Origin of the sequence: Lentzea flava (assembly GCF_014648475.1) — a bacterium.
In the GTDB taxonomy this organism is placed as follows: domain Bacteria; phylum Actinomycetota; class Actinomycetes; order Mycobacteriales; family Pseudonocardiaceae; genus Lentzea; species Lentzea flava.
In genome coordinates this window covers 76,895-102,956 of sequence record NZ_BMRE01000006.1, presented here as the reverse complement: position 1 = coordinate 102,956, position 26,062 = coordinate 76,895, and the positions used below count along the sequence as shown (strand labels likewise).

Annotated in this window: 27 protein-coding genes; 12 read left to right on the top strand and 15 right to left on the bottom strand. The window is 69.8% G+C overall.

The annotated features are described in order from the left end of the window. The first annotated feature begins 7 nt into the window (after nt 1–7). Entirely contained in the window at nt 8–733 is a 726-nt protein-coding gene (locus IEZ09_RS11035) for a maleylpyruvate isomerase family mycothiol-dependent enzyme (protein WP_229812445.1), read from the top strand. A gap of 37 nt (nt 734–770) precedes the next feature. Beyond that, a complete protein-coding gene (gene purU / locus IEZ09_RS11030) occupies nt 771–1,622 on the top strand; it encodes a formyltetrahydrofolate deformylase (RefSeq protein ID WP_308202388.1) in 852 nt (283 codons plus the stop codon). 4 nt (nt 1,623–1,626) lie between these two features. Here purU and IEZ09_RS11025 read toward each other — a convergent pair whose 3' ends face one another. Together IEZ09_RS11025 and IEZ09_RS11020 are read right to left on the bottom strand one after the other, a co-directional pair. After that, nucleotides 1,627–2,031 carry a YbaB/EbfC family nucleoid-associated protein gene (locus tag IEZ09_RS11025; protein ID WP_189253541.1) on the bottom strand — a complete coding sequence of 135 codons (405 nt, stop codon included), beginning with the start codon at nt 2,029–2,031 and terminating at the stop codon, nt 1,627–1,629. A 197-nt stretch (nt 2,032–2,228) separates the two neighbouring features. After that, entirely contained in the window at nt 2,229–3,203 is a 975-nt protein-coding gene (locus IEZ09_RS11020; protein ID WP_189253540.1) for an aminotransferase class III-fold pyridoxal phosphate-dependent enzyme, read from the bottom strand. A 125-nt stretch (nt 3,204–3,328) separates the two neighbouring features. Here IEZ09_RS11020 and IEZ09_RS11015 point away from each other — a divergent pair, with 125 nt between their 5' ends. Continuing rightward, nucleotides 3,329–4,396, top strand: a complete 1,068-nt coding sequence (locus IEZ09_RS11015) for an LOG family protein (RefSeq protein ID WP_189253539.1) — start codon at nt 3,329–3,331, stop codon at nt 4,394–4,396. Here the strand turns inward: IEZ09_RS11015 and IEZ09_RS11010 are convergent. Then, entirely contained in the window at nt 4,373–4,933 is a 561-nt protein-coding gene (locus IEZ09_RS11010; protein ID WP_189253538.1) for a YbaK/EbsC family protein, read from the bottom strand. The two genes, IEZ09_RS11015 and IEZ09_RS11010, sit on opposite strands and share 24 nt — an antisense overlap. A gap of 74 nt (nt 4,934–5,007) precedes the next feature. Between IEZ09_RS11010 and IEZ09_RS11005 the strand changes: the two genes are divergently transcribed. Further along, nucleotides 5,008–5,763: a MerR family transcriptional regulator gene (locus tag IEZ09_RS11005; protein ID WP_189253537.1), complete on the top strand. Its 756-nt coding sequence runs from the start codon at nt 5,008–5,010 to the stop codon at nt 5,761–5,763. Between the two features lie 28 nt (nt 5,764–5,791). Here the strand turns inward: IEZ09_RS11005 and IEZ09_RS11000 are convergent, their stop codons facing one another. The 5 genes from IEZ09_RS11000 to IEZ09_RS10980 all read right to left on the bottom strand — a co-directional run bounded on the left by IEZ09_RS11000 (nt 5,792) and on the right by IEZ09_RS10980 (nt 8,455). Then, nucleotides 5,792–6,340 carry a type 1 glutamine amidotransferase domain-containing protein gene (locus IEZ09_RS11000; RefSeq protein WP_189253536.1) on the bottom strand — a complete coding sequence of 183 codons (549 nt, stop codon included), beginning with the start codon at nt 6,338–6,340 and terminating at the stop codon, nt 5,792–5,794. 9 nt (nt 6,341–6,349) lie between these two features. Next, nucleotides 6,350–7,006 (bottom strand): alpha/beta fold hydrolase, encoded by a 657-nt coding sequence (locus IEZ09_RS10995; protein ID WP_189253535.1) that lies wholly within the window; start codon nt 7,004–7,006, stop codon nt 6,350–6,352. Continuing rightward, nucleotides 7,003–7,278 (bottom strand): DUF2516 family protein, encoded by a 276-nt coding sequence (locus IEZ09_RS10990; protein WP_189253685.1) that lies wholly within the window; start codon nt 7,276–7,278, stop codon nt 7,003–7,005. Before IEZ09_RS10990 ends, IEZ09_RS10995 begins: the two co-directional genes overlap by 4 nt. A gap of 134 nt (nt 7,279–7,412) precedes the next feature. Next, nucleotides 7,413–8,072 carry a hypothetical protein gene (locus IEZ09_RS10985; RefSeq protein ID WP_189253534.1) on the bottom strand — a complete coding sequence of 220 codons (660 nt, stop codon included), beginning with the start codon at nt 8,070–8,072 and terminating at the stop codon, nt 7,413–7,415. 5 nt (nt 8,073–8,077) lie between these two features. Beyond that, nucleotides 8,078–8,455 (bottom strand): helix-turn-helix domain-containing protein, encoded by a 378-nt coding sequence (locus tag IEZ09_RS10980; protein WP_189253533.1) that lies wholly within the window; start codon nt 8,453–8,455, stop codon nt 8,078–8,080. 118 nt (nt 8,456–8,573) lie between these two features. On the opposite strand from IEZ09_RS10980, the gene IEZ09_RS10975 reads away from it, so the two are divergent. Together IEZ09_RS10975 and IEZ09_RS10970 are read left to right on the top strand one after the other, a co-directional pair. After that, nucleotides 8,574–9,641: a methyltransferase domain-containing protein gene (locus tag IEZ09_RS10975; protein WP_189253532.1), complete on the top strand. Its 1,068-nt coding sequence runs from the start codon at nt 8,574–8,576 to the stop codon at nt 9,639–9,641. Between the two features lie 71 nt (nt 9,642–9,712). Further along, a complete protein-coding gene (locus IEZ09_RS10970; protein ID WP_229812444.1) occupies nt 9,713–11,731 on the top strand; it encodes an NACHT domain-containing protein in 2,019 nt (672 codons plus the stop codon). Here the strand turns inward: IEZ09_RS10970 and IEZ09_RS10965 are convergent. The 3 genes from IEZ09_RS10965 to IEZ09_RS10955 are packed head-to-tail and all read right to left on the bottom strand — an operon-like array spanning nt 11,667 to nt 15,093. Beyond that, nucleotides 11,667–13,901: an ABC transporter permease gene (locus tag IEZ09_RS10965; protein WP_189253530.1), complete on the bottom strand. Its 2,235-nt coding sequence runs from the start codon at nt 13,899–13,901 to the stop codon at nt 11,667–11,669. The two genes, IEZ09_RS10970 and IEZ09_RS10965, sit on opposite strands and share 65 nt — an antisense overlap. Then, nucleotides 13,898–14,572, bottom strand: coding sequence for an ABC transporter ATP-binding protein (locus IEZ09_RS10960; RefSeq protein WP_189253529.1), 675 nt, complete (start codon nt 14,570–14,572; stop codon nt 13,898–13,900). Before IEZ09_RS10960 ends, IEZ09_RS10965 begins: the two co-directional genes overlap by 4 nt. After that, the gene (locus IEZ09_RS10955) at nt 14,569–15,093 is read right to left on the bottom strand and encodes a PadR family transcriptional regulator (RefSeq protein ID WP_189253528.1); all 525 of its coding nucleotides are present in this window, start codon (nt 15,091–15,093) and stop codon (nt 14,569–14,571) included. Before IEZ09_RS10955 ends, IEZ09_RS10960 begins: the two co-directional genes overlap by 4 nt. 86 nt (nt 15,094–15,179) lie before the next feature. Between IEZ09_RS10955 and IEZ09_RS10950 the strand changes: the two genes are divergently transcribed. Beyond that, on the top strand, nt 15,180–15,677 hold the full coding sequence (locus IEZ09_RS10950; protein ID WP_189253527.1) for a CGNR zinc finger domain-containing protein: 498 nt from the start codon (nt 15,180–15,182) through the stop codon (nt 15,675–15,677). On the opposite strand, the gene IEZ09_RS10945 is transcribed toward IEZ09_RS10950, so the two are convergent. Further along, on the bottom strand, nt 15,650–16,897 hold the full coding sequence (locus tag IEZ09_RS10945) for a DUF445 domain-containing protein (RefSeq protein ID WP_370467692.1): 1,248 nt from the start codon (nt 16,895–16,897) through the stop codon (nt 15,650–15,652). The genes IEZ09_RS10950 and IEZ09_RS10945 overlap by 28 nt on opposite strands. A 124-nt stretch (nt 16,898–17,021) precedes the next feature. After that, on the bottom strand, nt 17,022–18,164 hold the full coding sequence (locus IEZ09_RS10940) for an RNA-guided endonuclease InsQ/TnpB family protein (RefSeq protein WP_189253525.1): 1,143 nt from the start codon (nt 18,162–18,164) through the stop codon (nt 17,022–17,024). 113 nt (nt 18,165–18,277) lie between these two features. On the opposite strand from IEZ09_RS10940, the gene IEZ09_RS10935 reads away from it, so the two are divergent. The 4 genes from IEZ09_RS10935 (at nt 18,278) to IEZ09_RS47420 (ending at nt 22,433) form a co-directional block, all read left to right on the top strand. After that, complete coding sequence (locus tag IEZ09_RS10935; RefSeq protein ID WP_189253524.1) at nt 18,278–19,441, top strand: pyridoxal phosphate-dependent aminotransferase; 1,164 nt, start codon at nt 18,278–18,280, stop codon at nt 19,439–19,441. Nucleotides 19,442–19,537: 96 nt separating this feature from the next. Then, nucleotides 19,538–20,068 carry an RNA polymerase sigma factor gene (locus IEZ09_RS10930; protein WP_189253523.1) on the top strand — a complete coding sequence of 177 codons (531 nt, stop codon included), beginning with the start codon at nt 19,538–19,540 and terminating at the stop codon, nt 20,066–20,068. After that, on the top strand, nt 20,065–20,421 hold the full coding sequence (locus IEZ09_RS10925) for a hypothetical protein (protein ID WP_189253522.1): 357 nt from the start codon (nt 20,065–20,067) through the stop codon (nt 20,419–20,421). Before IEZ09_RS10930 ends, IEZ09_RS10925 begins: the two co-directional genes overlap by 4 nt. After that, nucleotides 20,418–22,433, top strand: coding sequence for a CHAT domain-containing protein (locus IEZ09_RS47420; protein WP_189253521.1), 2,016 nt, complete (start codon nt 20,418–20,420; stop codon nt 22,431–22,433). Before IEZ09_RS10925 ends, IEZ09_RS47420 begins: the two co-directional genes overlap by 4 nt. On the opposite strand, the gene IEZ09_RS10915 is transcribed toward IEZ09_RS47420, so the two are convergent. Then, nucleotides 22,403–23,089 carry a S8/S53 family peptidase gene (locus IEZ09_RS10915; RefSeq protein ID WP_189253520.1) on the bottom strand — a complete coding sequence of 229 codons (687 nt, stop codon included), beginning with the start codon at nt 23,087–23,089 and terminating at the stop codon, nt 22,403–22,405. The genes IEZ09_RS47420 and IEZ09_RS10915 overlap by 31 nt on opposite strands. A 404-nt stretch (nt 23,090–23,493) precedes the next feature. On the opposite strand from IEZ09_RS10915, the gene IEZ09_RS10910 reads away from it, so the two are divergent. Then, nucleotides 23,494–24,279 (top strand): hypothetical protein, encoded by a 786-nt coding sequence (locus IEZ09_RS10910; protein WP_189253519.1) that lies wholly within the window; start codon nt 23,494–23,496, stop codon nt 24,277–24,279. Between the two features lie 296 nt (nt 24,280–24,575). Here IEZ09_RS10910 and yczR read toward each other — a convergent pair whose 3' ends face one another. Further along, a complete protein-coding gene (yczR, locus tag IEZ09_RS10905; protein ID WP_189253518.1) occupies nt 24,576–26,012 on the bottom strand; it encodes a MocR-like transcription factor YczR in 1,437 nt (478 codons plus the stop codon). Nucleotides 26,013–26,062 lie beyond the last annotated feature (50 nt).

The following is a 26,062-nucleotide window of genomic DNA, read 5'->3' as shown; positions in this document are numbered from 1 at the left end:
TGGTTTCGTGGACTTCGTCGCGCAGATCGAGACCCAGGCGTCGTTGATGCGTTCGGCCGTCGTGAAGGCGGGCAGGGACGCGGAGGTTCCCTCGTGTCCCGGATGGACGGTGCTCGACCTCGTGCGGCACCAGGCAGCGGTGCACTCGTGGGCGGCGAAGGCCGTCGTCGCGCCGGCCGAGGCAGGCCCGCCCGAGTTCCCGAAGCCGCCGCAGGACTTCGACGAGGTGCTCGCCTGGTGGGACACCGAGCTCGCGGTGCTGCTGGAGCGGCTGCGCGAGACGTCCGCTGACAGTCCGGCGTGGACGTTCGACGGCAGCAAGCGCGCGAGCTTCTGGCCGCGCAGGCAGGCGCACGAGACGTCGATCCACCGCCTGGACGCCGAACTCGCGACCGGCCACGACGTGCCGACACTGCTGTTCGACTCGGAGTTCGCCGCCGACGGCATCGACGAGTTCCTCACCGTGATGGTGCCCAGGCAGCTGCAGAGGGGCCGGGTGATCGAGGGCACCGGCCGGCTCGTGGTGCACGCCGCCGACGCGGGCCGCACGTGGGAGGTGCAGCTCACCAAGGGCGAGCCTCCGGTCGTCACCCCCGCACACGACTCGGCCATCGACTCCGACGCGACCCTCGCGGGCACCGCCGACGCGATCTACCGCAAGTTGTGGGGCCGTCCGAGCCACGCGATCGTGTCCGGCGACGAGTCGCTGTTGGCGGCACTGCCGAGGCCGTGAATACTCATGCGGCGTGTCATCGCCTGAGCGTCGCTATGTGATCACCTTCGGCTGCCCGGACCGCACCGGCATCATCGCGAGGATCTCGTCGTTCCTCGCGGAGAACGGCGGCTGGATCGTCGAGGCCGCGTACCACACCGACCCGGAGACGGGCTGGTTCTTCACGCGCCAGGAGGTCCGCGCGGACTCCCTGCCGTTCGGCGTGGACGAGCTGCGGTCCCAGTTCGCCGAGGTGGCGCACTCGCTGGGCGCCCAGTCGACGTGGACCGTGACCGACACGGGCGTCCGCAAGCGCGTGGTGATCCTGGTGTCGAAGGAAGGCCACTGCCTCTACGACCTGCTGGGCCGCGTCGCGACGGGCGAACTGCCGGTGGAGATCTCCGCGGTCATCGCGAACCACCCGGAACTGGGCGACGTCACGCGCGCGCACGGCATCCCGTTCCACCACGTGCCGTTCCCGGCAGGCGACCCCGAGGGCAAGCAGGCCGCCTTCGCCCAGCTGCGCCAGCTCGTCGACAAGCACGACCCGCACGCGGTGGTCCTGGCGCGCTTCATGCAGATCCTGCCGCCGGAGCTCTGCGCGGCCTGGGCGGGCCGCACGATCAACATCCACCACAGCTTCCTGCCGTCGTTCATCGGCGCCCGGCCCTACCACCAGGCGCACCGCCGCGGCGTGAAGCTGGTCGGCGCCACGTGCCACTACGTGACGGCGGACCTGGACGCGGGGCCGATCATCGAACAGGACGTGCTGCGCGTGCACCACGGCGACTCCGTCGCGGACATGGTGCGCAAGGGGCGGGACATCGAGAAGGTGGTGCTGGCGCGCGGGCTGCGGTGGCACCTGGAGGACCGGGTGCTGGTGCACGGCAACCAGACGGTGATCTTCTGACGCGCTACCAGCTTTCCTTGCGGTAGACGGCCTGCTCGCCGAAGTCCTCCTCGGGCTGCACGGCCTTCTTCTGCTGCTTCGGGGCCGGGACCGACACGTCGGTGTCCAGTTCGCCGGCGTGACTGCCGACGACCTGGCGGAACTCGCCGAGCACGTTCGTGTCGGCCTGTTCGCGGGCGGACCTCGTGAGCGCCAGGATCCTGGTGGCCAGCTCGGTGTTGCCCTCGATCTTCAGGTCGAGCAGCGCGCCGTTCGGGGCGACCGTGACGGTGATCGACTTGTCCTCGGTCGTCATCGTCGTGCCTGCCGATTCGAGGTTGCGGCGGAAGGCCGCGGCGTTGCGCTGGAGTTCGGCCGTCTTGGCCTCGAAGTCGGCGAGCCACTGGTCGGGCGTCATCGGGTTGCTCATTTCTTCTTCTCCGGCCTCGGACCGTATTTCTTCTCCAGTGCAGCAGGATCATCGAGTTCGATCCGCTTCCGGCTGATGGCGTTGTCGGGACCGCGGGCACCAGACGGGTCGGTCGGGGGCAGAACCGGAAGAAGTACGAGCACGGCGCACCCCCGCCGTGGATCTTGGCGGGAGTGCGCCGTGCGTACCGGGCGAACTCAGATCTTGGCCGCGGCCCTCCCGACGGCCTCGACCAGCCACCCGGCGTCCGCGGCTGTCATGACGGCAGGCGGGGTGAAGCTCACCGTCCGGCCGCGGAAATCGGCCAGCACGCGCAGGCGCAGCAGCTCGCCGGTGAACACGTCGGCTGCGCGCTGGTCCGGCAGCTCCACGCCGAGCAGCAGGCCGCGGCCGCTCGCGTGTGCCTTGCCCGCCACCACCGTGCGCAGTCCGTAGAGCAGTTCGTCGCCGAGCAAGGACGCCCGTTCCACCAGGCCCTCGGTGGCGATGACGCGCAGGCAGGCGTTGACGGCGGCGGAGGCCAGCGGTGACACAGCTTCCGGGCCGCGCCACAGCGGCACCTCGACGTGGGCTGATGCCACGACGGCGGCTATCGGCAGCACGCCGCCGGAGAGGCCCTCGCCGACCAGCAGGATGTCCGGGGTCACGCCGTCGATGTCGGAGCCCCACCACACGCCGAGGCGGCCCAGGCCCGTGCGCGTCTCGTCGACGACCAGCAGTGCGTCGTGCTCGCGGCACACCTCGGCGATCGCCCTCAGATAGCCGGAGGGCGGGAACGAGACGCCGCGGACGGGTTCGACGAGCACGCAGGCGGGTGGGCCGGACGCCAACACTGCGCGCAACGAGTCGATGCCGCCGTACGGGACCTCGCCGGTGGTCAACACTCGCGGGCGGCCATTGGCCTGTGCCAGGGCCACGGCGAACTGGGCGGCTTCGGACGCCGACGGGAAGACGTGCACGTGGTCGAGGCCGTTGGGGGTGACCAGGTCGAGCATGAGGCGGTCCAGCAGCGACGGGCGGCGCACCTGGCCCACCACCGCCTGCACCACCGCCGGGTGGGCGTGGCCGAGCAAGGGAACTCCGTAGCCGCCGCAGTCCAGGTACTCGACGCGGTGGGGATCCACCACTCGGGCACCACGGGCGGCGCAGCCGGTCAGCTGTTCGGTAGCCATTGCGGGGAACCTTTCCTGGGCAGCGCGGCCCACGGCCGCTCGACGGACGACGAGCGGACCTCAGTTCCCACAAGTCATTCGGATTCCACGGCCAGACGGTTCGCCCGCGGCATAGGCTTTTTCCCGTGCGGATCGAAATCACCGACCTCGAGCAGCTGCGGGCAGAGCCTGACCTGCGCAAAGCCGTCATCATCGGGCTGGACCTCACGCGCGAGGACGTGCGGGTCCCGTTGGACGGGGCGCTGCTGCTCGGCTGCACGCTCAGCGAGACGATGCAGCGCCGGGCCGAGGCGGCCGGAGCGTTGATCTTCCCGGTGATCCCGGACGTGCCGTACGACGTGTACCGCTCGTCGCTGTACACGCCCGCCGAGCTGTTCGCGGGCTTCGACCCGGCAGACCCCAAGTCGTACGCGGACACCCCGGACGCGGTGATCTACAAGCACAGCAAGCAGCAGGGCCACCACCCCGACCCGTTGCACGCGCTGGCCGAACGCCTGCACGACCACTCGATCACCGAGGCGCTCGACGAGACGCTGACGGGCTCGCCGGTCGCGGTCATGGGCGGCCACGCGCTCGCCCGCGGGTCTGACGGCTACCGCAACGCCGTCGAGCTCGGCGCCGCGCTGGGCAGAGCCGGCTTCACGGTCCTGACCGGCGGTGGACCGGGCGCGATGGAGGCGGTGCCGCTGGGCGTGCGGCTCGGCGAGGCCGACAAGGACGTCCTCTCCTGCCTCGCGCAGGCACCGACGTTCGGCCACGACGACGAGTCGATCGGCCGGTGGCTCGCGGCGTTCCCGGAGATCCCCAGCTTCGACACCCCGCGCACGATCGGCATCCCGACCTGGTTCTACGGCCACGAGCCGCCCAACCCGGCCTGCGAGCTGCACGCCAAGTACTTCGCGAACTCGGTGCGCGAGGAGGGCCTGCTGACCGTCGCGACCGGCGGCATCGTCTACACGCCGGGCAAGGCGGGCACGGTCCAGGAGGTCTTCCAGGACTTCACGCAGAACTACTACGGCAGCGTCGGCCCCGCCGCGCCCATGGTGTTCCTGGGCAAGGCGTTCTGGACCGACGAGGTGCCGGCCGCGCCGCTCGTGCAGAAGCTGGCGGCGGGCCGGGAGGCCGAGCAGTGGATCCTCGTCACCGACGAGATCGACGAGGCGGTCGAGCTACTGGTCAAGTACGCGAGCTAGGTCCGGCACCACCTCGGCGCCGGGCAGCTTCATCAGCACGTCGCCGGGGATGAGGATCTTGCTGCCCCGGATGCCGCTGCCCACGACCAGCTCAGGGGCGGCGGCCACCTCCGGTGACACCAGGATCGGCCAGTCCGCGGGCACGCCGATGGGCGTGATGCCGCCGTACTCCATGCCCGTCAACGCCACGGCCTCGTCCATCGGCGCGAACGACGCCTTGCGCGCGTCGAGACGCTTGCGGATCACACCGTTGACGTCCGCGCGCATGGTCGCGAGCACCATGCAGGCCGCATAACGGATCTCGCCGCCGCGCTTGCCCGCGACGACCACGCAGTTCGCCGAGGCTTCGAGCGGCGAGCCGTAGTGCGCGCAGAACTCCGCGGTGTCCGCGAGAGAGGCGTCGATCTCGGCGACGGCGACGCGGTCGGCGCCGTCCAGGTTCTTCAACGCGGCCGCTACCGGTTCGGGCACCAGGTCGAGGCGGGAGAGCACGGGTACGGGTTCCAACGATCCAGCGATGGTCCACACACGAACCATCCTGCCAAACTCGGTTTGACCTTGACGCTACGTCAACCTTTACCGTTGAGACCAAGCGCGAAGGGGGAACCGAAATGGCCTGGTCGATCGCCCAGGTGGCCCGGATGTCGAAGGTGACGTCCAGGACGCTGCGGCACTACGACTCGATCGGGCTGCTGCCGCCGGCCTGGGTCGGCGACAACGGCTACCGCTACTACGAGAAGGAACAGGTGCACCGCCTGCAGCAGATCCTGCTGCTGCGCGACCTGGGCCTGGGCCTCGACGCGGTGGCGGAAGTGCTCAACGGCACCGACCAGCTGACCGTCCTGCGCAACCACCACCGGTGGCTGCAGGGCGAGCAACAGCGGCTGAGCCGGCTGGCCAACACCGTCGCGCGAACGATCGAAGAACTGGAAGGAGGGGACGAAGTGGAACTGGAAGAGCTGTTCGACGGCTTCGACGCGTCGAAGCAGGAGCGCTACGAGGCCGAACTGGTCGAGCGCTACGGCGATGGTGCCAAGGAGCACATCGCCGAGAGCAAGAAGAGGATGAAGGGCTGGAACCGCGCCGACGCGGACCGGTTCATCAACGAGTGGCAGGAGATCGCTCGTGAACTGGGAGCGTTGTTCACCGCGGGCAAGGCGATCGACGCTCCCGAGACGCAGGAGCTGATCGACCGCCACTACCGCTGGATCCTCCTGAGCTGGACGCCGAACCGGGAGTCCTACACGGGCCTCGGCAACCTCTACGTCGACTCGGCGGAGTTCCGGGTGAACTTCGAGGTCGACGGCGGCAACATGGCCGAGTGGGTCCGTGACGCGATGGCCCACTACGCCCAGACGCGGCTCTAGGAAACCGAGCAGGGGCTGCAGACCCTGCTCACTCCAGCCCGAACGCCTTCAAGGCCTCCCGGTTGAACGCCGGCAGGTCGTCGGGGTTGCGGGACGTCACGAGCGTCCACCCGTTCATGTCACACACCCGGACCTCCTGGTCAGCCCAATCACCGCCCGCGTTGCGGATGTCGGTCCGCAGGCTCGGGAAGGAGGTCAGCATCTTGCCGCGCACCACGTCGGCCTCGACCAGCAGCCACGGCCCGTGGCAGATCGCCGCGATCGGCTTGCCCGCCGCCACCAGCGCCTTCACCAGTGCAACGGCGTCGGAGTCCATCCGGAGGAAGTCCGCGTTGGCCACACCACCCGGGATGACGGCACCGTCGTAGTCGTCCGCGACGGCATCGGCGTACGTGGTGTCGACCGGGAACGAGTCGGCGGGCGTGAGGTGGTTGAAGCCCCGGACCTCACCGAGCTTGGGCGCGAGCAGCCGCGGTACCCCGCCGGCCTTCTCGACGTGCGTCCACGGGTCGGTGAGCTCGACCTGCTCGATCCCCTCCGTGTCGACCAGGAATGCGATCTTCTTCTGTTCGGCCATGCACTTCGGCTACCCGGTGAAGAAGTCGACCAATCGGTGCCGCACCTCGGCCCGGTGCGTGATCAACGGCGAGGGTGAGTCGATCAGCCACAGCTCACCGTTGGGGAACGCCGCCGCGGTCGCCTTGGCCACGTCCTCGGGGTGCAGCGGATCACCGACGGCCCCGATGACCAGCACCGGAATGGACACGTCCGCCAACAGCGAGGCGTCGGCGACAGCGACCTGGCCTGGCAGTTGCTCGGCGGCCGCGGACAGCCGGCTCAACGCCTGCCGCCGCTCGGCCACGTAGATCGGCGGCCCCACGGTCAGGTCGGACAGCTGCTGCAACGTGAACGGCTGCCGCGGCTGGTCCAGCACGGCGGGCAGCAGCAGCGCCACCCGCTGGAAACGGTCGGGTTCGAGCGACAGCAGGCGCACCAGCGCCCCGGCGCCGAGCGAGACGCCGACGGCCTGATCTGCGGAAACGGTCGCGAGGTCGGCGGCGATGCGGCCGTAGTCCCAGTAGCCGGGCGGTGCGTCCGGCGCGTCCCCGTGCGAAGGCAGCGTCACGACGACGCGGGTGCCGGGCAGGCCGGAGGCGGGGATTCGCGCCTCGCCCGGCGTGGCGCCGAGGCCGGGTGCCACCAGCGTGACGGGCGCGCCGGTGCCGTAGGAGTGCGTGATCACCAGCGTGGGCCGCGCTGGACCTCGATCAGCTTCGGGCGCACGTCGACCATGTACACGAGCACGGCGACAAGGCCTGCCAGCCAGAAGATCGAGCCGACGCCTCCTGGCGAGAAGAGCAGCATCGCGGCCGCTCCACCACCGGTGATGCCGAGCCAGGCCGGCTTCGTCATTCTCTCGGCCGCGGTGTAGGCGTCGACGCGCTGGGCCAGCGCGTGGAAGAACGCGAACAGCCCGAGGATCGTGAACCCCAGGTCGGCGAAGAAGTACACGATGCCGTCGAGGTTCCAGAAGCTGAAGATCGGCACGGAGAACACCACGGGCCCAGACTACGTGCCGGTACGGCGAGAGGGGAGCGCGCCTGGTGGCGTGCTCCCCTCTGAACAGACTCTGAACGGACTTCAGCGACTCACTTGGTGGTGTTCGTCGTGGTCGTCTTCTTGGCCGCGGTGGTGCTGCGGGTGGTCGTCGCCGGCTTGCGCGGCGCGGTGCGGTTCGCGGCCTTGCGGGTCGTGCTGCGGACCTCGTGCGCGGCCTCGCCACCGACCTCGACGATCTCCTCGGCCAGCTTCTCGGCGCCTTCCTCGACCTCGTGGGCGACCTTCTCGCCGACCGAGCGGGTGCGGCGGGTCACCTTGCCGAGGACGTCGTCGGCGAGCTCGCGGGCGTCGGCGGCGGCGGACTCGGCGCGCTTCTGCGCGGCCTCGACGGCGTGCTCGACCTGCTCGACGGCCTGCTTGACCTGCGGCTGGGCCTTGATCTGCTCCAGCGTCTGCTCGCCCTGCTCAGCGAGGTAGGTGTACAGGTTCACCGCGGAGGCGGTGTAGGCGTCGACCAGCTTCTTGAGCTCGGCCGGCTGCAGCTTCTCGCGCAGGTCCTTGAGCTCGGCGGGGAGGTCCGCGGCCTTGGTCTGGGCCTCTTCCGCGCGCTCCTTGGCCTTGTTCAGCGCCTCGACGACCGCCTTGGCGGCGAGGTCACCGGCGCCGAGCGCGGCGAGCAGGGCCTGACGCGCGGCGTGCGCGGCCTGCTCGGCGGTCTTGCGGACGTCGTCCTGGGTGAGCTTCGGCATGGAGATCACTCCTCCTTGTTCTTGGCGGCGTTCTCCCGCCTGAAAGATTCGTAAACGTCGAGCAGCACCTGCTTCTGCCGCTCGGTCAGATCGGTCGCGGCGACGATGGCGTCCGCCAACGCACCGCCTTCGCGCTGCTGGAGGATCCCGGCCTCGACGTAGAGGACCTCGGCCGAGATGCGCAGCCCCTTGGCGATCTGCTGAAGGATCTCCGCACTGGGCTTGCGCAGTCCTCGCTCGATCTGGCTGAGGTATGGGTTGGAGACACCCGCCTGCTTCGCCAGTTCCCGCAAGGAGATCTTGGCGTTGTTGCGTTGCTCGCGGATGTACTCACCGATGTTGCGGCCGAGGTCCGCGACTGCTTTGTCGATGGACTTGTCCACTGTTCCCGCTCCCGTTCCTCGTGCCACCAACAACGTTAGACCTGAGTGCTAACTATTGCAAGCACCCTGCTAGCAACCGCTGCGTGTGCTCCGCCACAGGGATACCGTTGTGGGTGACATGGACGACGCCGGGGCCCTGCGCGCCGAGCTGGCGGACCACCTGCTCGGTGACGGTGTGCTGCGCGATTCCAAGTGGCTCAAGGCTTTCCGCACGGTTCCGAGGCACGAGTTCCTGCCCCGCTTCTACCGCCAGCTGCACAGCGGCGACTGGGAACTGATCACCGCGAAGCACCCGGACTGGCTGAAACTCGTCTACGCCGACCGGGTGTGGGTTACCCAGTTCGACGGCGACGACACGGTGACCGGCGGCACACCGACCTGCTCGTCGAGCATGCCCACGATCATGGCGATCATGCTGGAGGCACTGGAGGTCCACAACGGACAGTCGGTGCTCGAGGTGGGCACCGGCACCGGCTACAACGCGGCTCTCCTCTGCCACGTCGTGGGTGACGCGAACGTCACCACGATCGACGTCGACCCGAACATCTCCCGGCGGGCGCGGGAACACCTGCTGCGCAACGGTTTCTTCCCGACGTGCGTCACGGGCGACGGCGCGCTCGGCCATCCGGAGCGCGCGCCGTACGACCGCTTGCTGGCGACGTGCTCCGTCTCGACCATCCCGACCGCCTGGCTGGAGCAGACGCGGCCGGGAGGCCTGGTCGTCACCACGCTGCACCGCCCCATCGGCGCGGGCCTGGTCAAGATCGAGTCGAACGGCGACGGCACCGGCGAGGGACGCGTGCTCATCGAAGACGGACGTTTCATGCCCTTGCGCGCGCACGCCCGCCCTCCGGCGCTCGCGGGTTCCGGCACGTTCGACCGCCGCGCCACGACGTTGCCGCTGAACACCGTGGTCGACCCGGCCAGCCCGTTCGAGTTCTTCGCCGGCATCGCGCTGCCCGGCGTCGTCGCGGGCAACGACTGGCTCGCCCACCCGGACGGTTCGTGGGTGCACCACCACGGCTCGCACGTCGACCAGGCAGGCCCTCGCCACCTGTGGGACCTCGCCGAACAGGCCGTCGTCGAGTGGCACGCGCTGGGCAAGCCCCGCAGGCACCACTTCGGGATCACGGTCGGGCGCGGCGGCCAGTTCCTGACGCTGAACGACCACAGGTGGCAGCTGTGATCATGAACGAACGTCACGACACGGGTCACTGAATCGACACCGGGCGGATGCGGTGCGTCATGATGCGACGCATGTCCAGATTCCGTCAGCAGGCACTGCTGACCGGTTGCGTGCTGACCGCGTTGCTCACCGCGGCCGGCCTGTTCGTGACCGACCACGGCATCAACCCGCACGTGTGGCTGATCGTCCTCGCGCTGGCGTTCCTGGGCTTCCTGGCTTTACTCGACCCGTGGGTCCGCCGCAGGCACAACGCCGAGCTGAGCACTGACGAGCACCTCGACGCCGCGTGCAGGGCGCTCGCGATCGGCCTGCACGCGCAGTGGAACGAGGAGGTGCGCTCACGCGGCCTCACCGACCCCGACGTGCTCGATCTGCACTGGACCGCCCCCGAGCTGGACGTGAGCGACGAACCGGACGCGCCGCCAGGGCGCAGTGACGCGGTCGTCGGCGCGTTCGAACGGCAGATCAACCGCAGGATGGTGCTGCTCGGCGAGGCCGGCACCGGCAAGACGACCGTCGCGATGCTGCTGACGTGCGGCCTGCTGGACCGCTACGACGGCGGCATGGTGCCGGTGCTGCTGCCGCTGTCGACGTGGAACCCGGCGGTCGAGGACATCCGCACGTGGCTCACCCGCAGGCTGTACGAGGACCACCCGGCGTTGCGCAACACCGAGCTGTACGGCAGCTACGCCGGTGATCTTCTGGTCGAGCAGCAACGCGTGCTGCCCGTGCTGGACGGCCTGGACGACATCCCCGGCCACCAGCGCGCGGACGCTCTCGCCCGCATCGCGAGGGCGTTCCCCGCGAGCCGCCCGCTGGTGCTGACCTGCCGCACCGCCGAGTACGAGCAGGCGGTGCACGTCGCCGGTCCGCTGCCCGGCGCCGACGTCGTCGAGATGGCCCCGCTCGACCTGGAGGAGGTGGCCGCCTACCTGCGGGCCAGCGCGGACACCGTGGGTGCGGCCCGGTGGGAGCCGGTGTTCATCCAGCTGCGGGAGGAACCGGACGGCAGGCTCGCCGACGCGCTCTCCACGCCGTTGACGATGTGGCTCGCCAGCATGGTCTACGCGGACAGCGAGGCCGAGCCGACCGAACTGCTCGACCGCGGCCGCTTCCCGGACGCGCGGGCGATCTCCGACCACCTCTGCGACGAGCTGGTGTCGCGGGCGTTCGGCAACAGGGCGTTCGCGCACCACGCCAGGGCCACGCAGGTCTGGCCACGCGACAGGGCCCGCCGGTGGCTGGAGTTCCTCGCCCACGAGATGCGCGACCGCGGCATCCGCGAGCTGGCCTGGTGGGAGCTGCGCCGCTCGGTCGGCAACACGTGGCTCGCGCTGCTCGGCGCGCTGGTGCTGGGTGCGATCGGCGGGTTCGGCGTGGCCTGGCTGATGGCGTACTCGATCACGCCGTCACTCGCCCCGATCACCGGCCTGGTCGCGGGCATCGGTGTCGGTGCGGCGGCGCTCAGCGCGTCGCAGGAACGCAAAGCCAAGCCGCGCCTGGGGATCTGGCGCAGCCTCCTGCTCGTACCGGGTGTCCTCGGACTCGCCGCCGGCCTGGTTTTCGGTGCGCTGTACGGGCTTTCCGCCGGCCTCGTGGTCGGTCTCGGGCTCGCCGTGGCGGTCGCGCTGCGGTTCGCCCTGTCGAGCTCCGCTGAGCTCTCGCAAGCCTCCAGTCCTCAGTGGACGATGGCGCGCGACCGGATCGCGGTCTGGACCGGATCCCTCACCCTGGCCGTGGTCTTCGGCTCGGCGGCGGCGCTGGTGTTCGGCCCCGGGCAGTCGGGCATGGTCGGGCTCGGGCTCGCGTCCGGGCTGATGCTGGGGTTCGCGCTGGCCGTGCTGCACCTGCGCTGGTGGTGGTTCACCGTGGCGCGAATCTGGCTGGCATTGCGCGGAAAGCTGCCCTGGGAGCTGATGGTCTTCCTGGAGGACTCGCGCAAGCTCGGCGTGCTCTGCCGGGCGGGCGCCTGCTACCAGTTCCGGCACGGACTGGTGCAGGACCGCCTGGCAGAGCACGAGGTGACTACTCGGTCCGCAGGCCAAGTGCTCCGGTCGCCCTTCTCAGCGAAGGCAACGTCAGAGCAGTGACCGCGAACGTCAGGCCCACCACGATCCCCGTGATGAGGCCGATGCCCGCCCAGTCGAAGGCGACCTCGGCCCCGATCACGCGGATCACCAGCACGCCCAGGCCGATGCCGGTCGCGAGCGACACCGCGGTGGAGATCGCCAGCGGCACCGCGTTCTGCCACAGCAACGACCGGGCCAGCGTGCCGCGCGGCACCCCGCTCGCGGCCATCACGGCGAGCGGCCGACGGCGTTCCCTGACCTGCTCCAGCGCCACGACCAGCAGTGACGCCGCCGCGACCAGCAGGGTGAGCAGCGAGCCGGCCAGCAGCGCGCGACGGACCACGCCGAACACCCGTTCCGCCTCGTCGGTGTCGTCCTGGCCGCCGAAGTAGCTGTACACCTGCCACGAGTAGCCCGCCATGGCGTTGCGCGCGTGCTCGGCCGCATCGGGCACCGCGGGGTCGAGCTCGACGAAGACCTCCGTGCCGAACGGCACCAGGCCACGTGCGGCCGCCGGGGTGATGAGGAGGCCGGGGATGCTGCCCGTTCCCTCGATCACCTCGACCGCGGGCACGGTCCACCTCTCGCCCGAGTGCCGGAACGTCACGACGTCACCGGCCTGGGCGGCCGGCAGCCCGGTGGACTCCCGCACCGAGTAGGCCTTGCCGTCCGTGCAGTTCGGGATGGTCGCCTGTTTGGTCAGCGCGGCGCACGGGGCGATGTTGAGCGTCACGTAACCGCCGCTGTCGAGCTGTCCCCAGGCCTGCTCGACCCGGTGCAGGGCGGTCACACCCCTGCCCTTCTCGAGCGCCGCGGCGATGCCGTTCGTGTCGGCACCCTGCCGCGGTTTGACGCTCAGGTAGTGGAAGGCGGCCTGCTTCTTCTCCTTGGCCTGCACCTCCTGCTCGACGCCGGCGAGCATCATCTGCAGCGTCACGGTGCCCGCGAGCACGACCGCGACACCACCGACGACGCGAGCCGCCGTGCCGCTGTCGAGCTGCAACCAGCGCACGGCGAGTTGCAACGCCGGTGTGCGGCCCTTCATCAGGAACACGACCCGTTCCACCAGCCACGGCAGCAGCACCGGGATGCCGAGCATCAGCAGCACGATGCCGAACACGACGGGCCACTGGTTGGGCTTCTCCGTCTGGGTGATCTTGCCGATCTGGCTGACGAGCAGCGCGACACCGGCCACCACGGGCACGAGCCGCCACCACACCCGGCGGCGCACCGGCTTCTGGTCCCGCACCACGCCCAGCGGCTCGATGATCGTGCGGCGCATCGCCAGCAGCGACGTGACGACCGCGAGCACCGGCACCGCCACGATCACGGTGAGCGTCAGCGCCGGCGTCGGCATGACCTCGCTCGGGAAGGCCGACAGCTCGTTGATGGAGATCCGGTCGACGAACGGCCGGACCCCGAAGAAGATCCCGAACCCGACCACGAGCCCCGCCAGCGCGCCGGCCAGCGACTCACCGGACGCGATCAGCCGCACCCGGCTCGCGGCCGCGCCGACCAGCCGCAACGCCGCGAGCCTGCGGTCGCGCTGGGCCGCGGCGAGCCTCGTGGCGACCCCGACGAAGACCAGCACGGGGAACAGCAGCACCACCAGGCCGACGACGCTGAGCAGCCACAGCACCGGGTGCATCCCGCCGCCCTGCCGCGCGACTCCCCAGCCGTGGACGGCGTTGTCGTCCTCCCTGATGTCCGCGCTGCCGGCGTAGAACGTGAGCTCGTTCGGGTTCTGCAGGCCGGCCTGGCTGATCGTGCCGACGACCTTCTGCGGGAAGCGCGGCCTGAGCAGCTCGCCGCGGGGTGAGTCGAGCAGCCTCGCGAGCGCGGGCGAGAGGAAGATCTCGCCGTCGCCCGGCACCCGGTCGATGCCCGGCGGCACCGGAGCATCCGGCGTCAGAGCCTTGAGGTAGTACCCGGTGGCGTAGTCGGAACGGAACGCGTGGCTCTGGTGCTCGGCCAGCAGCGGTGCCGGACCGTTGCCCTCGGCCACGATTTCGCGCGCGGCCTGCCGGTCGGTTCGCGCGTCGATCACGCTCGGCAGCGACGCGGCGAACAGCAGCAACGCGACGCCGAGCCCGATGCCGACGCCTTGCAGAGCGAGCCTCGCCCAGGACTTCCGGCTGCCCCCGACAGCCAGCCGGACGCCGAGGGCGAGGTCGCTGATCACCCGCTTCACCGGGCGAACTCCACGTCACGCGAACGGCCGTCGCGCACCACGACCTCGCGGTCGGAGTAGGCGGCGACGCGCGGTTCGTGCGTGACGAGCACGACGGCGGCACCCGTTTCGCGGGCCGCGGTCGTGAGCAGGTGCATGACGCGTTCGCCGTTGAGCGAGTCGAGCGCGCCGGTCGGTTCGTCGGCGAAGATCACCTTCGGCCCGGTGACCAGGGCGCGGGCCACGGCGACGCGTTGGCCCTGACCACCCGAGGTCTCACCGGGACGCTGGTCAGCGACCCCGTCGACCTCCAGCCGGCCGAGCCAGTCCCGCGCGGCGCGTTCGGCGTCCTTGCGCTTCATGCCGCTCAGGCGCAACGGCAGCGCGACGTTCTCCAGGCAGGTCAGCTCCGGCACGAGCTGACCGAACTGGAAGACGAACCCGAACTCGGTGCGCCGCAGTTCGCTGCGCTCGCCGTCGTTCATCGCAGTCAGCTCACGGTCGCCGTAGTGCACCGTGCCGCTGTCGGGCGGCAGGATCCCGGCGAGGCAGTGCAGCAGCGTCGACTTGCCGGAGCCGGACGGCCCCATCACCGCCACGACCTCGCCCGCGCGGATCGTGATGCCCGCGCCCTCGAGCGCGTGCGTCTTGCCGAACGACTTGGTGAGGCCTTCTGCCCTCAACAGGCTCATCGCGTGACCTCCTCGGCCAGCTGGTCGACACGGGCGGCGGTCAGTTCGAGCCACCGCAGGTCGGCTTCGAGGTGGAACAGGGCGAAGTCGCAGATGAGCTGGTCGGCGAGGTCGCCGTCGACCTTGCGCCTGGTCAGCTCGCGCATCGTGGCGAGGTGCGCCGCGCGTTGCGTGTCGAGCACCTCCGTGGCGCTGCGGCCGGACAGCAGGGCCAGCACCACCTTCGCGTAGAGCGTGTTCTGCAGGTACGGCTCCGGCTTCTCCGGGGTGCTCAGCCAGCGCTCCACATCGGTGACCCCGGCATCCGTGATCGCGTACCGCTTGCGCTCAGGACCCTCACCCGCCTCGACGCCCGCCTCGGTCACGAGACCGTTCTTCAGCAGCCGCGACAGGGTCGAGTACACCTGCCCGTAGTGCAACGGCCGGTCCTGACCGAAGCGCTCGTCGTAGGCGCGCTTGAGGTCGTATCCGTGCCTTGGACCGCTCTCTAGCAGGCCCAACAGTGCGTGTCCGATCGACATGGGAAGCACTATACACACCGTGTATACACCGGGTGTATTCATCGGATGCCCTGACGCACAACCGCCGTGGCGCCTACAGTGGTGGGGTGACTGGTCTGACTGTCGGCTGGGATCACGACGTCGAGCTGCTGCTCGACTTCCTGAACACTCGACACGTACTGGACAGTGAAGCCTCCTGGCGCACGTGGGTGACCGAACGCGGCCTCGGGCGGAGCGGGGAAATCGCACAGGCGCGCGCCGCGCGGGCGGCACTGCGGTCGTCGATCGAGGGGTCGTCAGGCCCCCAGACCGCCGCGGGAGTCGTCCACATCGAGCTGACCGACGGTGTCCCCGTGTTGTCCAGCTCGGACGCGCTGGGTGCCGTGCTCGCGGCGTCCGCGCGGCTCGCCGTGCTGGGGTCCTGGGAACGCTTCAAGATCTGTCCGGCCGACGACTGCCTGCGTGCGTTCTTCGACCGCTCGCGCAACCGCTCGCGCACCTGGTGCTCGATGCAGGTGTGCGGCAACCGCGAGAAGGCCAGGACGTTCCGAAAACGAACGCGTGCCCAGAACGTGTCTCAGAACAGCGCGTTGGCCACGGTGTAGATCACGAGGCCGGCGAGCGCGCCGACCACCGTGCCGTTGATGCGGATGAACTGCAGGTCCCTGCCGACCTGCAGTTCGATCTTGCGCGAGGTCTCCTCGGCGTCCCAGCGCTCGACCGTGTCCGTGATCAGCGTGGTGATCTCCGCGCGGTAGTTCTGCACGACGTACCCGGCGGCCTGCTCCAGCCAGCCGTCGACCTTGGCGCGCAGGCCGGCGTCGTCCGTCAGGTTCGTGCCGAGCGTGATCAGCCCCTGCGTCACGCGCTTGCGCAGCTCGCTCGACGGGTCCTCGGCGGCGTCGATCAGCATCTTCTTCGCCGTGCCCCATGCGCTGTTGATGAGCTTCTGCACGTCGGGGTGCTCGATCACCTGCTGCTTGACCTGCTCGGCGCGCTGCATCGTGGCCGGGTCGTTCTGCATGTCGGTGGAGAACTCGAGCAGGAACTGGTCCACCGCGAGCCGCATCGGGTGGTTGACGTCGGTCTTGACCGCCCAGGCGAAGTTGACCAGCTCGGTGTAGACCTTGTCGCCGAGCAGCGAGTCGACGAACTTGGGCGACCACGTCGGCGCGCGGTCGGTGACGATCAGGGTGACCTTGTCGTAGTTGTCGCGCACCCACTCGTAGGCCCGGTCGCACATCAGGTCGACGAGCTTGTGGTGCGCGCCGTCGGTGAGCACCTGGTTCAACAGCTTGCCCAGCGGCGGCCCCCACGGCTGCGCCGTGACCCGCTTGACGATCGCGTGCTCCAGGACGGCCTGCACCTCTTCGTCCTTGAGCACCGTGATCGCGCCCTTGATGACGTTCGCGAGCTCGTTGGTGACGCGTTCGGCGTTCTCCGGCAGCTTGATCCACGCACCCGCGCGCTCGGCGATGCCGGCTCGCCTGAGCTTGTCCTGCACCACTTCCGGGCTGAGGAAGTTGACGCCCACGAAGTCGCCGAGCGTCTTGCCGAACATGTTCTTGCGGGTGGGGATGATCGCCGTGTGCGGGATCGGCAGGCCGAGAGGGCGCCTGAACAGGGCCGTGACCGCGAACCAGTCCGCGAGCGCGCCGACCATGCCCGCTTCGGCGGCGGCTCGCACGTAGCCGACCCACGCGCCCTCGAACGCGTGCGTCGCGAAGAAGATGACCGTGGCGCCGACCAGGAAGCTGGTCGCGACGAGCTTCATCCGGCGCAGGTCGGTGCGCTTCTGCTGGTCAGCGGCGGTCAGTTGCTCCACACAGCCATTGTCCGTCAACTTCCCGACCATGAAGGGCTGAGCGCTGTGCTCTGCACCGCTTCAAGCCGGGTCGCGTTCTCCGTTCGCCACTGGCTGTGACGGACAGGCCGCATCAACCTTCCGTTCAGGCGGAAGGTTCGGGCACGTTGACAGGTACCCACGCCGAGCGTGCACGGTTGCGCACGTTGATCCCGGCGACATGGTCGGCTGGCCCAGCGAGGCCACATCTGCGACAACGGAAACGGTCGCGGTCACGCCTGTTGTTGCGGGCGGTGTGACCGCAACGTGGGCACATCTGCGAGGTGTGACGGGCATCCACAACAATCACCCGGACGCCGGCACGCCTCGCCTTGTACTCGATGAACGCGCCAAGCTGATGGAACGGCCAGGAAGAGTGAGTGGCTCGCTGGTCACGACGAGGCCGTACCCGGTCGCGGATACCACCCAGGTCTTCGAGGGCAATACCGCGACCGGTGCGTTGCGCGACAGCCACCAGCTTCTTGGCGATCGTGTGGTTGACGTTCGTTGCATGGCGATGTTCCCGACGGCCACGCCTGTGGAGACGACGGGTCGCCGACTTGGTTCGTTTGACCTTCAGCTCAGCGCGCTTTCGCGCATGCCACCGCCGGTACCGCTGCAACCGGCGGCCCTGGAAGTTCTGCCCATCCGATGTGGTGGCCAGGTTGACGATTCCGCGATCGACACCGATCCAGTCGCGCGGCTCCACCATGGTTGGTTCTGGCACATCGCAGGTGGCGATCAACAGCCACTTGCCGTCTCGCAACACCAGGTCGGACTCACCTTGACGATGCGAGACCAGCGTCGCGAGCTGATGAGAGTGCGCGGCAAACCGAATGCCCTTCAAACGGCCCACCACAGTCCAGATCGACACCGTCCCGGCGTTGTACTGCCACGACAGCATGCGATCGTCGAACGGCTGTGCCGCGTACTCGCGAAACCTGATCGGCTTGCTTCGGGCGTTGACCTGACGAACACCGTGCGGGTTCCCGGTTCGAACACTCGCTCGCACACTGCTGTAAGCGTCAACGACCTTCTTCACCGTCCGCACTGCGGCTTGAGCACCTAGACCAGAGCTCCGCATCTCGCCATAGACCAACTTCTGCAGATCGTTGCGGGAATGCACGTTCTGCTCAAAGGCAACCCGCGAGGCTCGGTCCGCCGCCGCATTGCACGCGCGCAGAGTCGCCGTTAGCGCCGTCGCCTGCTCGGCGGACGGCAGCAAACGCACCTGCACGACGATCTTCACCGAACCAAGATAGAACACACGTTCGAGCAAGTCCTGCCGGGCACCCGCACAGAGGACCGACCCGGAACGGATGGACTTCCATCAACGCGAGTTTCAGGTGAAGATCCTGCGTTGTGCGGGTACCAGCGCTAGTCCCCAGGTTGCAGCCGTTCACGTCGACGATCTTCGCGGAGATGACGGCGCTGGCGGTGCAACACGACGCCGTCAACCTCGGTCAGGGCTTCCCCGACACCGACGGACCCGAGTCGATGCTGGAGGCAGCACGGTCGGCGATCTCGTCGGGCGTGAACCAGTACCCGCCGGGCCCCGGCATGCCGGTGCTGCGCAGGGCGATCGCCGCACACCGCTCGCGGTACGGCATGTCGTACGACCCGGACACCGAGGTCCTGGTGACCGTCGGCGCCACCGAGGCGATCGCGGCGTCGCTGCTCGCACTGGTCGAGGCCGGCGACGAGGTGATCCTCATCGAGCCGTACTACGACTCCTACGCCGCATCGGTCGCCATGGCCGGTGCCACTCGGGTCACCGTCGGTCTGCGCGAGGACGCTTCCGGCCGGTTGGCCCTGGACGTCGAGGCTCTGCGCGCCGCGGTCACGCCGAGGACGCGCGCCATCCTGGTCAACTCGCCGCACAACCCGACCGGGACCGTCTTCCGGTTGGAGGAGCTGCAGGCCATCGCCGCCCTGTGCATCGAGCACGACCTGCTCGCGATCACCGACGAGGTCTACGAGCACCTGGTGTTCGACGGGCTCTCGCACATCCCGCTGGCGTCGCTGCCGGGGATGGCGGGCAGGACGTTGTCGATCTCCGGCGCGGGCAAGACGTTCAACTGCACCGGCTGGAAGATCGGCTGGGTGTGCGGGCCAGCCGAGCTGGTGTCCGCGGTGCGGGCGGCCAAGCAGTTCATGACCTTCGTGGGCGGTGCGCCCTTCCAGCCCGCCGTCGCCCACGCCCTGACCGCCGAGCTCGACTGGGTCACGTCGCTGCGTGACTCGTTGGCCTCGAAGCGCGCGCGTCTGGCCGAGGGGCTGCGTGCGGCCGGTTTCGAGGTGCGGTCGTCGGAGGGCACGTACTTCATCTGCGCCGACGTCCGCCCGCTCGGCTACACCGACGGCTGGGCCCTGTGCCGCGACCTGCCCGCCAAGATCGGCGTCGCCGCGGTCCCTGTCCAGGTGTTCACCGACCACCCCGAGGACTGGCAGCACCTGATCCGGTTCGCGTTCTGCAAGCAGGACGCGGTGATCGACGAGGCTGTGGAGCGCCTCCACAAGCTGTAGTTGTCCACAGGTGTGGATGAGTTCCTCCACACCTGTGGACAACCCACTTTCGGGTGAGCCGGGGAGCCTCCTGACCGGAGTTCGACTCCAAATGGCATGGATTCGAACTCCGAGGTTCTCGATGCGGCCCGCGCAGCTCTGCCGGGCTGGGAGTTGCTGGTCGAGCGCTACTCCCGGCTGGTCTGGTCGGTGCCCAGATCGTTCCGCCTGAGCTATGCCGACGCGGCCGACGTGTACCAGTGCACCTGGCTCTGCCTGGCCGAGCACCTGACACGCATCCGACAACCCGAGCGGCTCGGTGCGTGGCTGATCCGTACCGCCACCCGTCAGTCGATCGCCGTCGTGCGCGCCCGCGGACGAGAGGTCCCGTTGGACCGCTGGGAGCCGGAGTCGTCGTTGCCCGCGCCGGAGGAGGTCGCCGTGACCAACGACCGGCAGCGCCGCCTGTGGACCGCGTTGATGACCTTGAACGAGCGGTGCCAGCGACTGCTGTGCATCGCTGCCCACAGCCCTGACCTGAGTTATGCACAGGTTGCGGAAGCCCTGGGGATGAAGCTGGGGAACGTCGGCTCCACGCGCAGCCGGTGCCTCGCCCAGCTGCGGCGGAAGCTGGAGGGACAGCTGTGAGAGACCCACTGTTCGACGAGATCGCCGATCTGCTCAGCTCCGACACGCCGCCGCCCGTCCTCACGGCCCGCCCGACCGGGCTCGAACCGATGCAGGCCGTCGACGAGCCCGTCCGCGGACCGGCCAGGCAGCTCGTGTTCCACCTCGGCGCCGGCCGCCTGCACCTCCAGCTCGACGCGACCCGCCTGACGGGGATCATCGACCGGTCGTTGCCGGTGGAGGTTCGTTCACCCAGCTCGGTCCAGGCCCTGTGCCCGGACGCCGAGGGCTGGTTCAGGGCCGACATCACGCCTGGACCCGTGTGCGTGACCGTTCCGTCGCTGGGGCTGACGACCGGGTGGTTCGTCGCATGAGCGCCACCGCCGACCCGCGGGCCACCATCGACGCCACGGCCGTCCGCGGCACGAAAGCCCAGCGTGCCGATGCCCTGCACGACCTGAGCGTCGCCCACGTGGAGCTCGGCCACCTCGACGTCGCCGCCCGGTACGCCCAGCGCGGGCTGCGGCTCACCGGCGAGGCCCGGTTCCACCTGACGCTCGCGTGGATCGACCTGGACCGAGGCCGCCGACAGCAGAGCCTCGCGCACCTGGACCTCGCGGCACCGCACCTGCGAGGCCGGGAGCTGGCGCGGGCGAGATGCCTGCGCGGACTCCATCTGTGCCACGCCGCCGAACCGCGGTTGGCGATCGCTGAGCTGACCGCGGTCATCAAGGAGTTGCGGCGGTACGGCGATGAACGTTGGCTCGCCAACGCGCTCATCGGCCGTGGGATCGCACGGTGCAACGCCACCCAACTGGCCAGAGCGGATGCCGACTTCACTGCCGCACAGACGGTGTTGCAAGCCATCGGTGAGCACGCGCGTGCGGCGATGTGCCTGCACAACCGCGGGTTCGTGGCGATGCTCGCCGGCGATCTGCCGCTCGCGCTGCGGCGGTACGAGGACGCGGCCAAGGCAGGCCTCGACTCGACGAGCCGGCCGGAGGCTCTGGTCGATCGCGCCGAGGCACTGCTCGCCGCCGGACTCACGACCGAAGCGCGCCGCGTGCTGACTCCGGCGCTGGAGTTGCTCCGCAGGTGCAACCGGCACGTGCCGGAGCTGGCGGTGCTGAGCGCGCGCTGTGCGTTGCGGGACGGGGATCCAGGCCCGGCCTTGCGGCTCGGGGGCTCTGACGTCGAGTTCATGCTCGCGGCCGGGAAGCTCGACGCCGTTGCGGCCCACCGGTTTCGCGGGCCGGTGCAGACGCGGGCGCTCGGGTGGCTCGCGCAGGCGCGGCGGTCGGATCGGCGAGGGGCGCTGGCGGCGTGCCGGGCGGGGCTGAGGTTGCTGGACGAGCACCTCGGCGACTGGCCACGCCGCGAGCTGACGAGTCATGCCCTGGGGCTCGCCCGCACGGCACGAGAAGTGCTGCATTGGGCGGAACAGCACCGGACGAGCTGGCGGTCTCCGCTGCCACCACCGAATCCCGGACTCGCACACGCGCTGACCGCACTGCGCCGGGCACGGGCCCTCGGCGGCCCGGTCGAGGCGTTGGAGCGCGATGTTCGACGGCTCGCACTCGCGACCGGCTCGCGCGGTGTCCGGGAAACCGTTGTGCTGCCGGAACTGCCGCTGGTCAGCTTCGTGGTCCACAAAGGACGAATGCGCGCCGTGACCGTGGTGAACGGCAGGGCTCGCCTTCGCGATGTCCCTCACGTGGCCACGCTGGTGCAGGAGGCACGACTGGCCGTTGCGGCAGGCAGACCCGTGTCAGCGGCAGAGGCGCTTCTTCCTGACGCCGAAGAGGTCGTGGTGATCCCGGACGGTGTTCTGCACGCGATGCCGTGGGCGGCCCTGGGCCGACGCGTCCACGTCATTCCTTCGCTGCGGCATTGGCGACCGCCCCGGCGATCACGCCCCTGCCGCCGGATCTGGATCGCCGGACCAGGGCTGGAGTACGAGGAAGTGCCTGCGCTGCAACAAGAACACGGCGGCCGGCGCATCACACCGTTCGCCGACGACGTGCTGGCGGCGATGGAGGGCGCGGGCGTGGTCCACATCGCCGCACACGGCGAGGTGAACACGGACAATCCGCTCTTCTCCCACCTGGAGCTGAAAGACGGCCCGCTCTACGGCTACGACATCGCGAGGCTCGAGCACCCGCCGGAGGTGGTGGTCCTGTCGGCCTGCGAGTCGGGGCTGGCCCGCGCGTTCCTCGACGCCGGAACCAGGGCGGTGATCGCCAGCGTGCTGCCGGTGCCGGACGCGCGAGTCAGCAGGGCCATGACCCGGGTTCACCGGCTCATCGACCACCCGGTCGAGGCGGCAGCAGTCGTAGCCGACCTCGGGTTCAGCTGTTACGGCACCGGAACCAGGGTGGCGGCGTGAAGCGCAGCGGCGAACGACGTTCCGGTGCACAGCGCCTGCGTTGAGCCCACCGTGGCCGGCACGTCCACTCCATTGGCAACGACGTCCACCCACGGCCCGTGGCCCGAGAAGGCGGCGGAGGCGCCCACCGCGGTCACGGCGGGCAGCGCGGCAGGCCACCAGGGCCGGGTGGAGCCCCCGTTGCCTGCGGCGGCCACGACGTTGCGGCCCGTGGCGGCGAGGACCGGCGGGCATTCGTCGTTGAACGAGTAGGTGCCGGACGCGACCAGGACGACGGGCAGCGAGCGGGTGGCGCGCAGGGCGGCGGCGAGGGTCAGGTCGTCGCCGAAGCCCGAGGCGGTCAGCACCGGGAACGGGCGGACCGTGGCGCCGTGGTGGCGCAGGACGCCCGCCACCAGTGCGCCGTGCGGGGCGTCCAGAGGGGTGTCGAGCAGGGCCACCGTGCCCTCGCCGAGCAGCTCGGGGATGTGGCCGCCGACCACCGGGCGGGAGGTGCCGATCATGATCGGGCAGGAGAGGTGGACGTGGTTGGGGGTGGCGCCCACCTCGCGGGCGATGTCGACGACCCGGAGGCGGTCCGGAGCTTTCGTGTACATCCGGATGGCGCCGGTGGCGATCTCCTCGTGGGAGTAGACGCCCCGCAAGCGCTTGCGCACAGTGGGTGCGTCTGCTGGCAGGACGATCAGTTCGCCCGAACGGACCAAACACTCGTTTGGGCCCTCAGGGTCGTGGGCGTGTACCGGGCCCAGGGCCGCTGAGGCGTGATCGACCAGCTCAGAGAGGCTGTTGACCTGCTTTGGCGCGTCCACAACGGACACCATCCCCCGGCGCGACACGGTCCACAGGGGACCGAGGCACAAAGTCACTCGATCCGATGACGACACACACGGTGTTCATGCCTGATCAGGGCAACCCGGACAGCCGCACGGGAACGCCCTTCCGAGTGTTTTGCGCCGAGTTCGTTCGCAAAGTCACTCACCAGTGCTAGACATAGCTCAACGTCGACCTCCGACGGCGCTGTGCGTTGGCGGTGACCTGAACGGTGGACGGTGGTGATCCTGTGGCCGGTGGTGGAGCTCGTGCACTGCTGCTGCGGGCCGCTGCCCTGGGCGGGTTGACCGCCGCCGCCTGGTTGCTGGGCGGAACCGACGCGTTCGCGGACACCGGGGAACCTCCGGCCGTCGAGATCAGGGCCGAGGCGGCCCAGGACGCGCCGCAGCTGCTCGAGGACCCCGCAGGCTGGGCCAAGGCGTTCACCTCGTCCGTGCTGCAAACGCACCGGACGCAGAAGCTCGCGCCCCCACCGGTCGTCACGAAGCCGCAGGAACCCGAGGACGAGCCGGAGGACGAGGGCCCCGTCCTCGACTTCACCGGCGGCTCGCAGAGCAACACCCGGTCCGGCACCGTGACGAACCAGGCGCCGCCCGAGGTCATGAAGGCGAAGGCCGAGGCCCGCGCCGCCGCCAAGGCCGCGAAAGCCGCCGCAGAGGCTCCGCCTCCCGCACCGCCGGCGCCGCCCGTCGTCCCGGTCAAGAAGGTCGTGCCGCAGCTGCCCGATCTGCCCGTTCCTGGACCCGCCAAGACCGAGCCGTCGCCGAAGAGCGACCTCAACTGGTCGGTTCCCGGCCACGACCTGCCGCTGCCCGCACCGCAGCAGGCTCCCGTGGTCGCGACGGCCTCCGCGTCGTCCGGCCACTCCGACAACTCCGGCGGCACGCGCGGCGTGCTCGCCGTTCTGACGTCGCACAACTCGCTCTTCCCGCCGTCGAGGTGGTCGGTCGAGGAGCGCCGCGACGGTCGCTGCCCAGGCAGCCTTCCAGGGCTGCCGAGCACGTCACCCGACTGAGTCAGACGGGACAGCTCTGCCCTCTGCGCGATTTGTGACCGTCTCGTTCCGTCGCGCGCATAACTCCTTCTCGCATTTCCCGTTGTACGCAAGGAACCCAAGTCTTCCTGACCTGCCAACCGCGCCCTGGCAGGTCGGGTCTGGTCCGAGTGCCGCGCTGCCCCCGCAGTCTCGGACCGCACGGGAAACCTGCGGACGGGGGACGTCAATCCCTGGGACGTTCCCCGCCGCAGGCCACCCGGTGGCAAGTTCGCCGGCCCGGTCTCCACCGCTGCGGGAGACCGGGCCGGCGTGTCTCACGCGACCGGTACCGAGACGTCGGCATCCGCCGGAAACCCTGTTCCTGCAACGGATGCAGCTACCACACCCAAACGGCCGATCGCTTCGCGCAGCACTTCGGGCGACTGCGTGTACGGCACTCGGAGCATCTGCTCGCAGCCGCCGTGCACCGCGAACCGAGGACCCGGCACGAGCCGCAGGCCGTGGTTCTGCGCCACGACGGCGATCCGCGTGCTCACCGGTCCGTCGAGCGTGCACCACACGCCGAGCCCGCCGGAAGGCACGGTGAAGCTCCACTGTGGACAGTGAGCGCGCAGCGCCGCGACCGTCACGTCGCGCTGCTCCAGAGCCTCCGCACGTCGTTGCGCCAGAACGGTTTCCGGGTCCTCCAGCAACGAGGCGAGCACCAGCTGCTCGAACACCGGCGTGCCGAGGTCGATCGCCGCTCGCGTGGACAGCAACCGGTGCACGATCTCCGCGGACGCCCTGATCCACCCGATCCGCAGTCCACCCCAGTGCGACTTGCTCGCGGATCCCAGCGTCACCACAGAATCCCCGCCGAACGCGGCCATCGGCAACGGCATCACGGGAACGTCCAGCCCGAGCTCCACCAGCGTCTCGTCGACGACCGCGGGCGTGCGCGCTCTGCGGAGCACGGCGGAAAGCGCTTCCCGTTGCGTCGGCGACATCAACAGACCCGTCGGGTTCTGGAAGTCCGGGATCAGATAGGCCAACCGGGGGCCTGCCTGCCGCACAGCGGCCTCGTACCCGTCCACGTCCCAGCCGTCGTTCAGCATCGGCACCGGCACGGGAATCCCGAACGACGCCCGCACCGCCTCCAGCGCGTTGGGATAGCTCGGTTGCTCCACGAGGACTCGATCACCGGGTCCGACGAACAGCCGCAGCACCAACGCCCACGCGTGCTGCGCGCCCGACGTCACCACGATCTGGTCGGGAGACGTCGGCAGCCCGCGCGCCGTGTACCGGTCCGCGATCCGTTGCCGCAGCACCAGCAGCCCCCGCTCGTCGTACCCGTGCGACGCCAGGTGCTCCGGCATCTGGGCGAGAGCGACGTCCATCGCCGCCCGCACCGAGGGCAGCGCGGGCGGCGCGGCCCTGGACAGGTCGATCAACGTGTCGTCGAAACCGGTGATGCCACCACCGCCGCCGACCGGTCCGTTGATCCACGACCCCGACCCGCGCCGCGACTCCACCACCCCCTCGGCACGCAGCTGGTCGAGGGCAGCGGTGATCGTCGTCCTGCTCACCGGCAACGCGTCGGTGAGCTCGCGCTCGGACGGCAGCCGGGTGCCGACGGGCAGCCTGCCGTCCGCGACCATCAGCTTCAGCGCGGCCGCGAGATCAGCCGACCCCTGCCGCGCACCACCCCGGCGCCACGACCCGAGCAGCCGGGCCAGCCGAGTTCCGGATATACGTCCACCTGGCGGGAGCATGAGGCCAATTATCTTGAATTGGCTATAGATTGCCAGGCCAATCACCACCC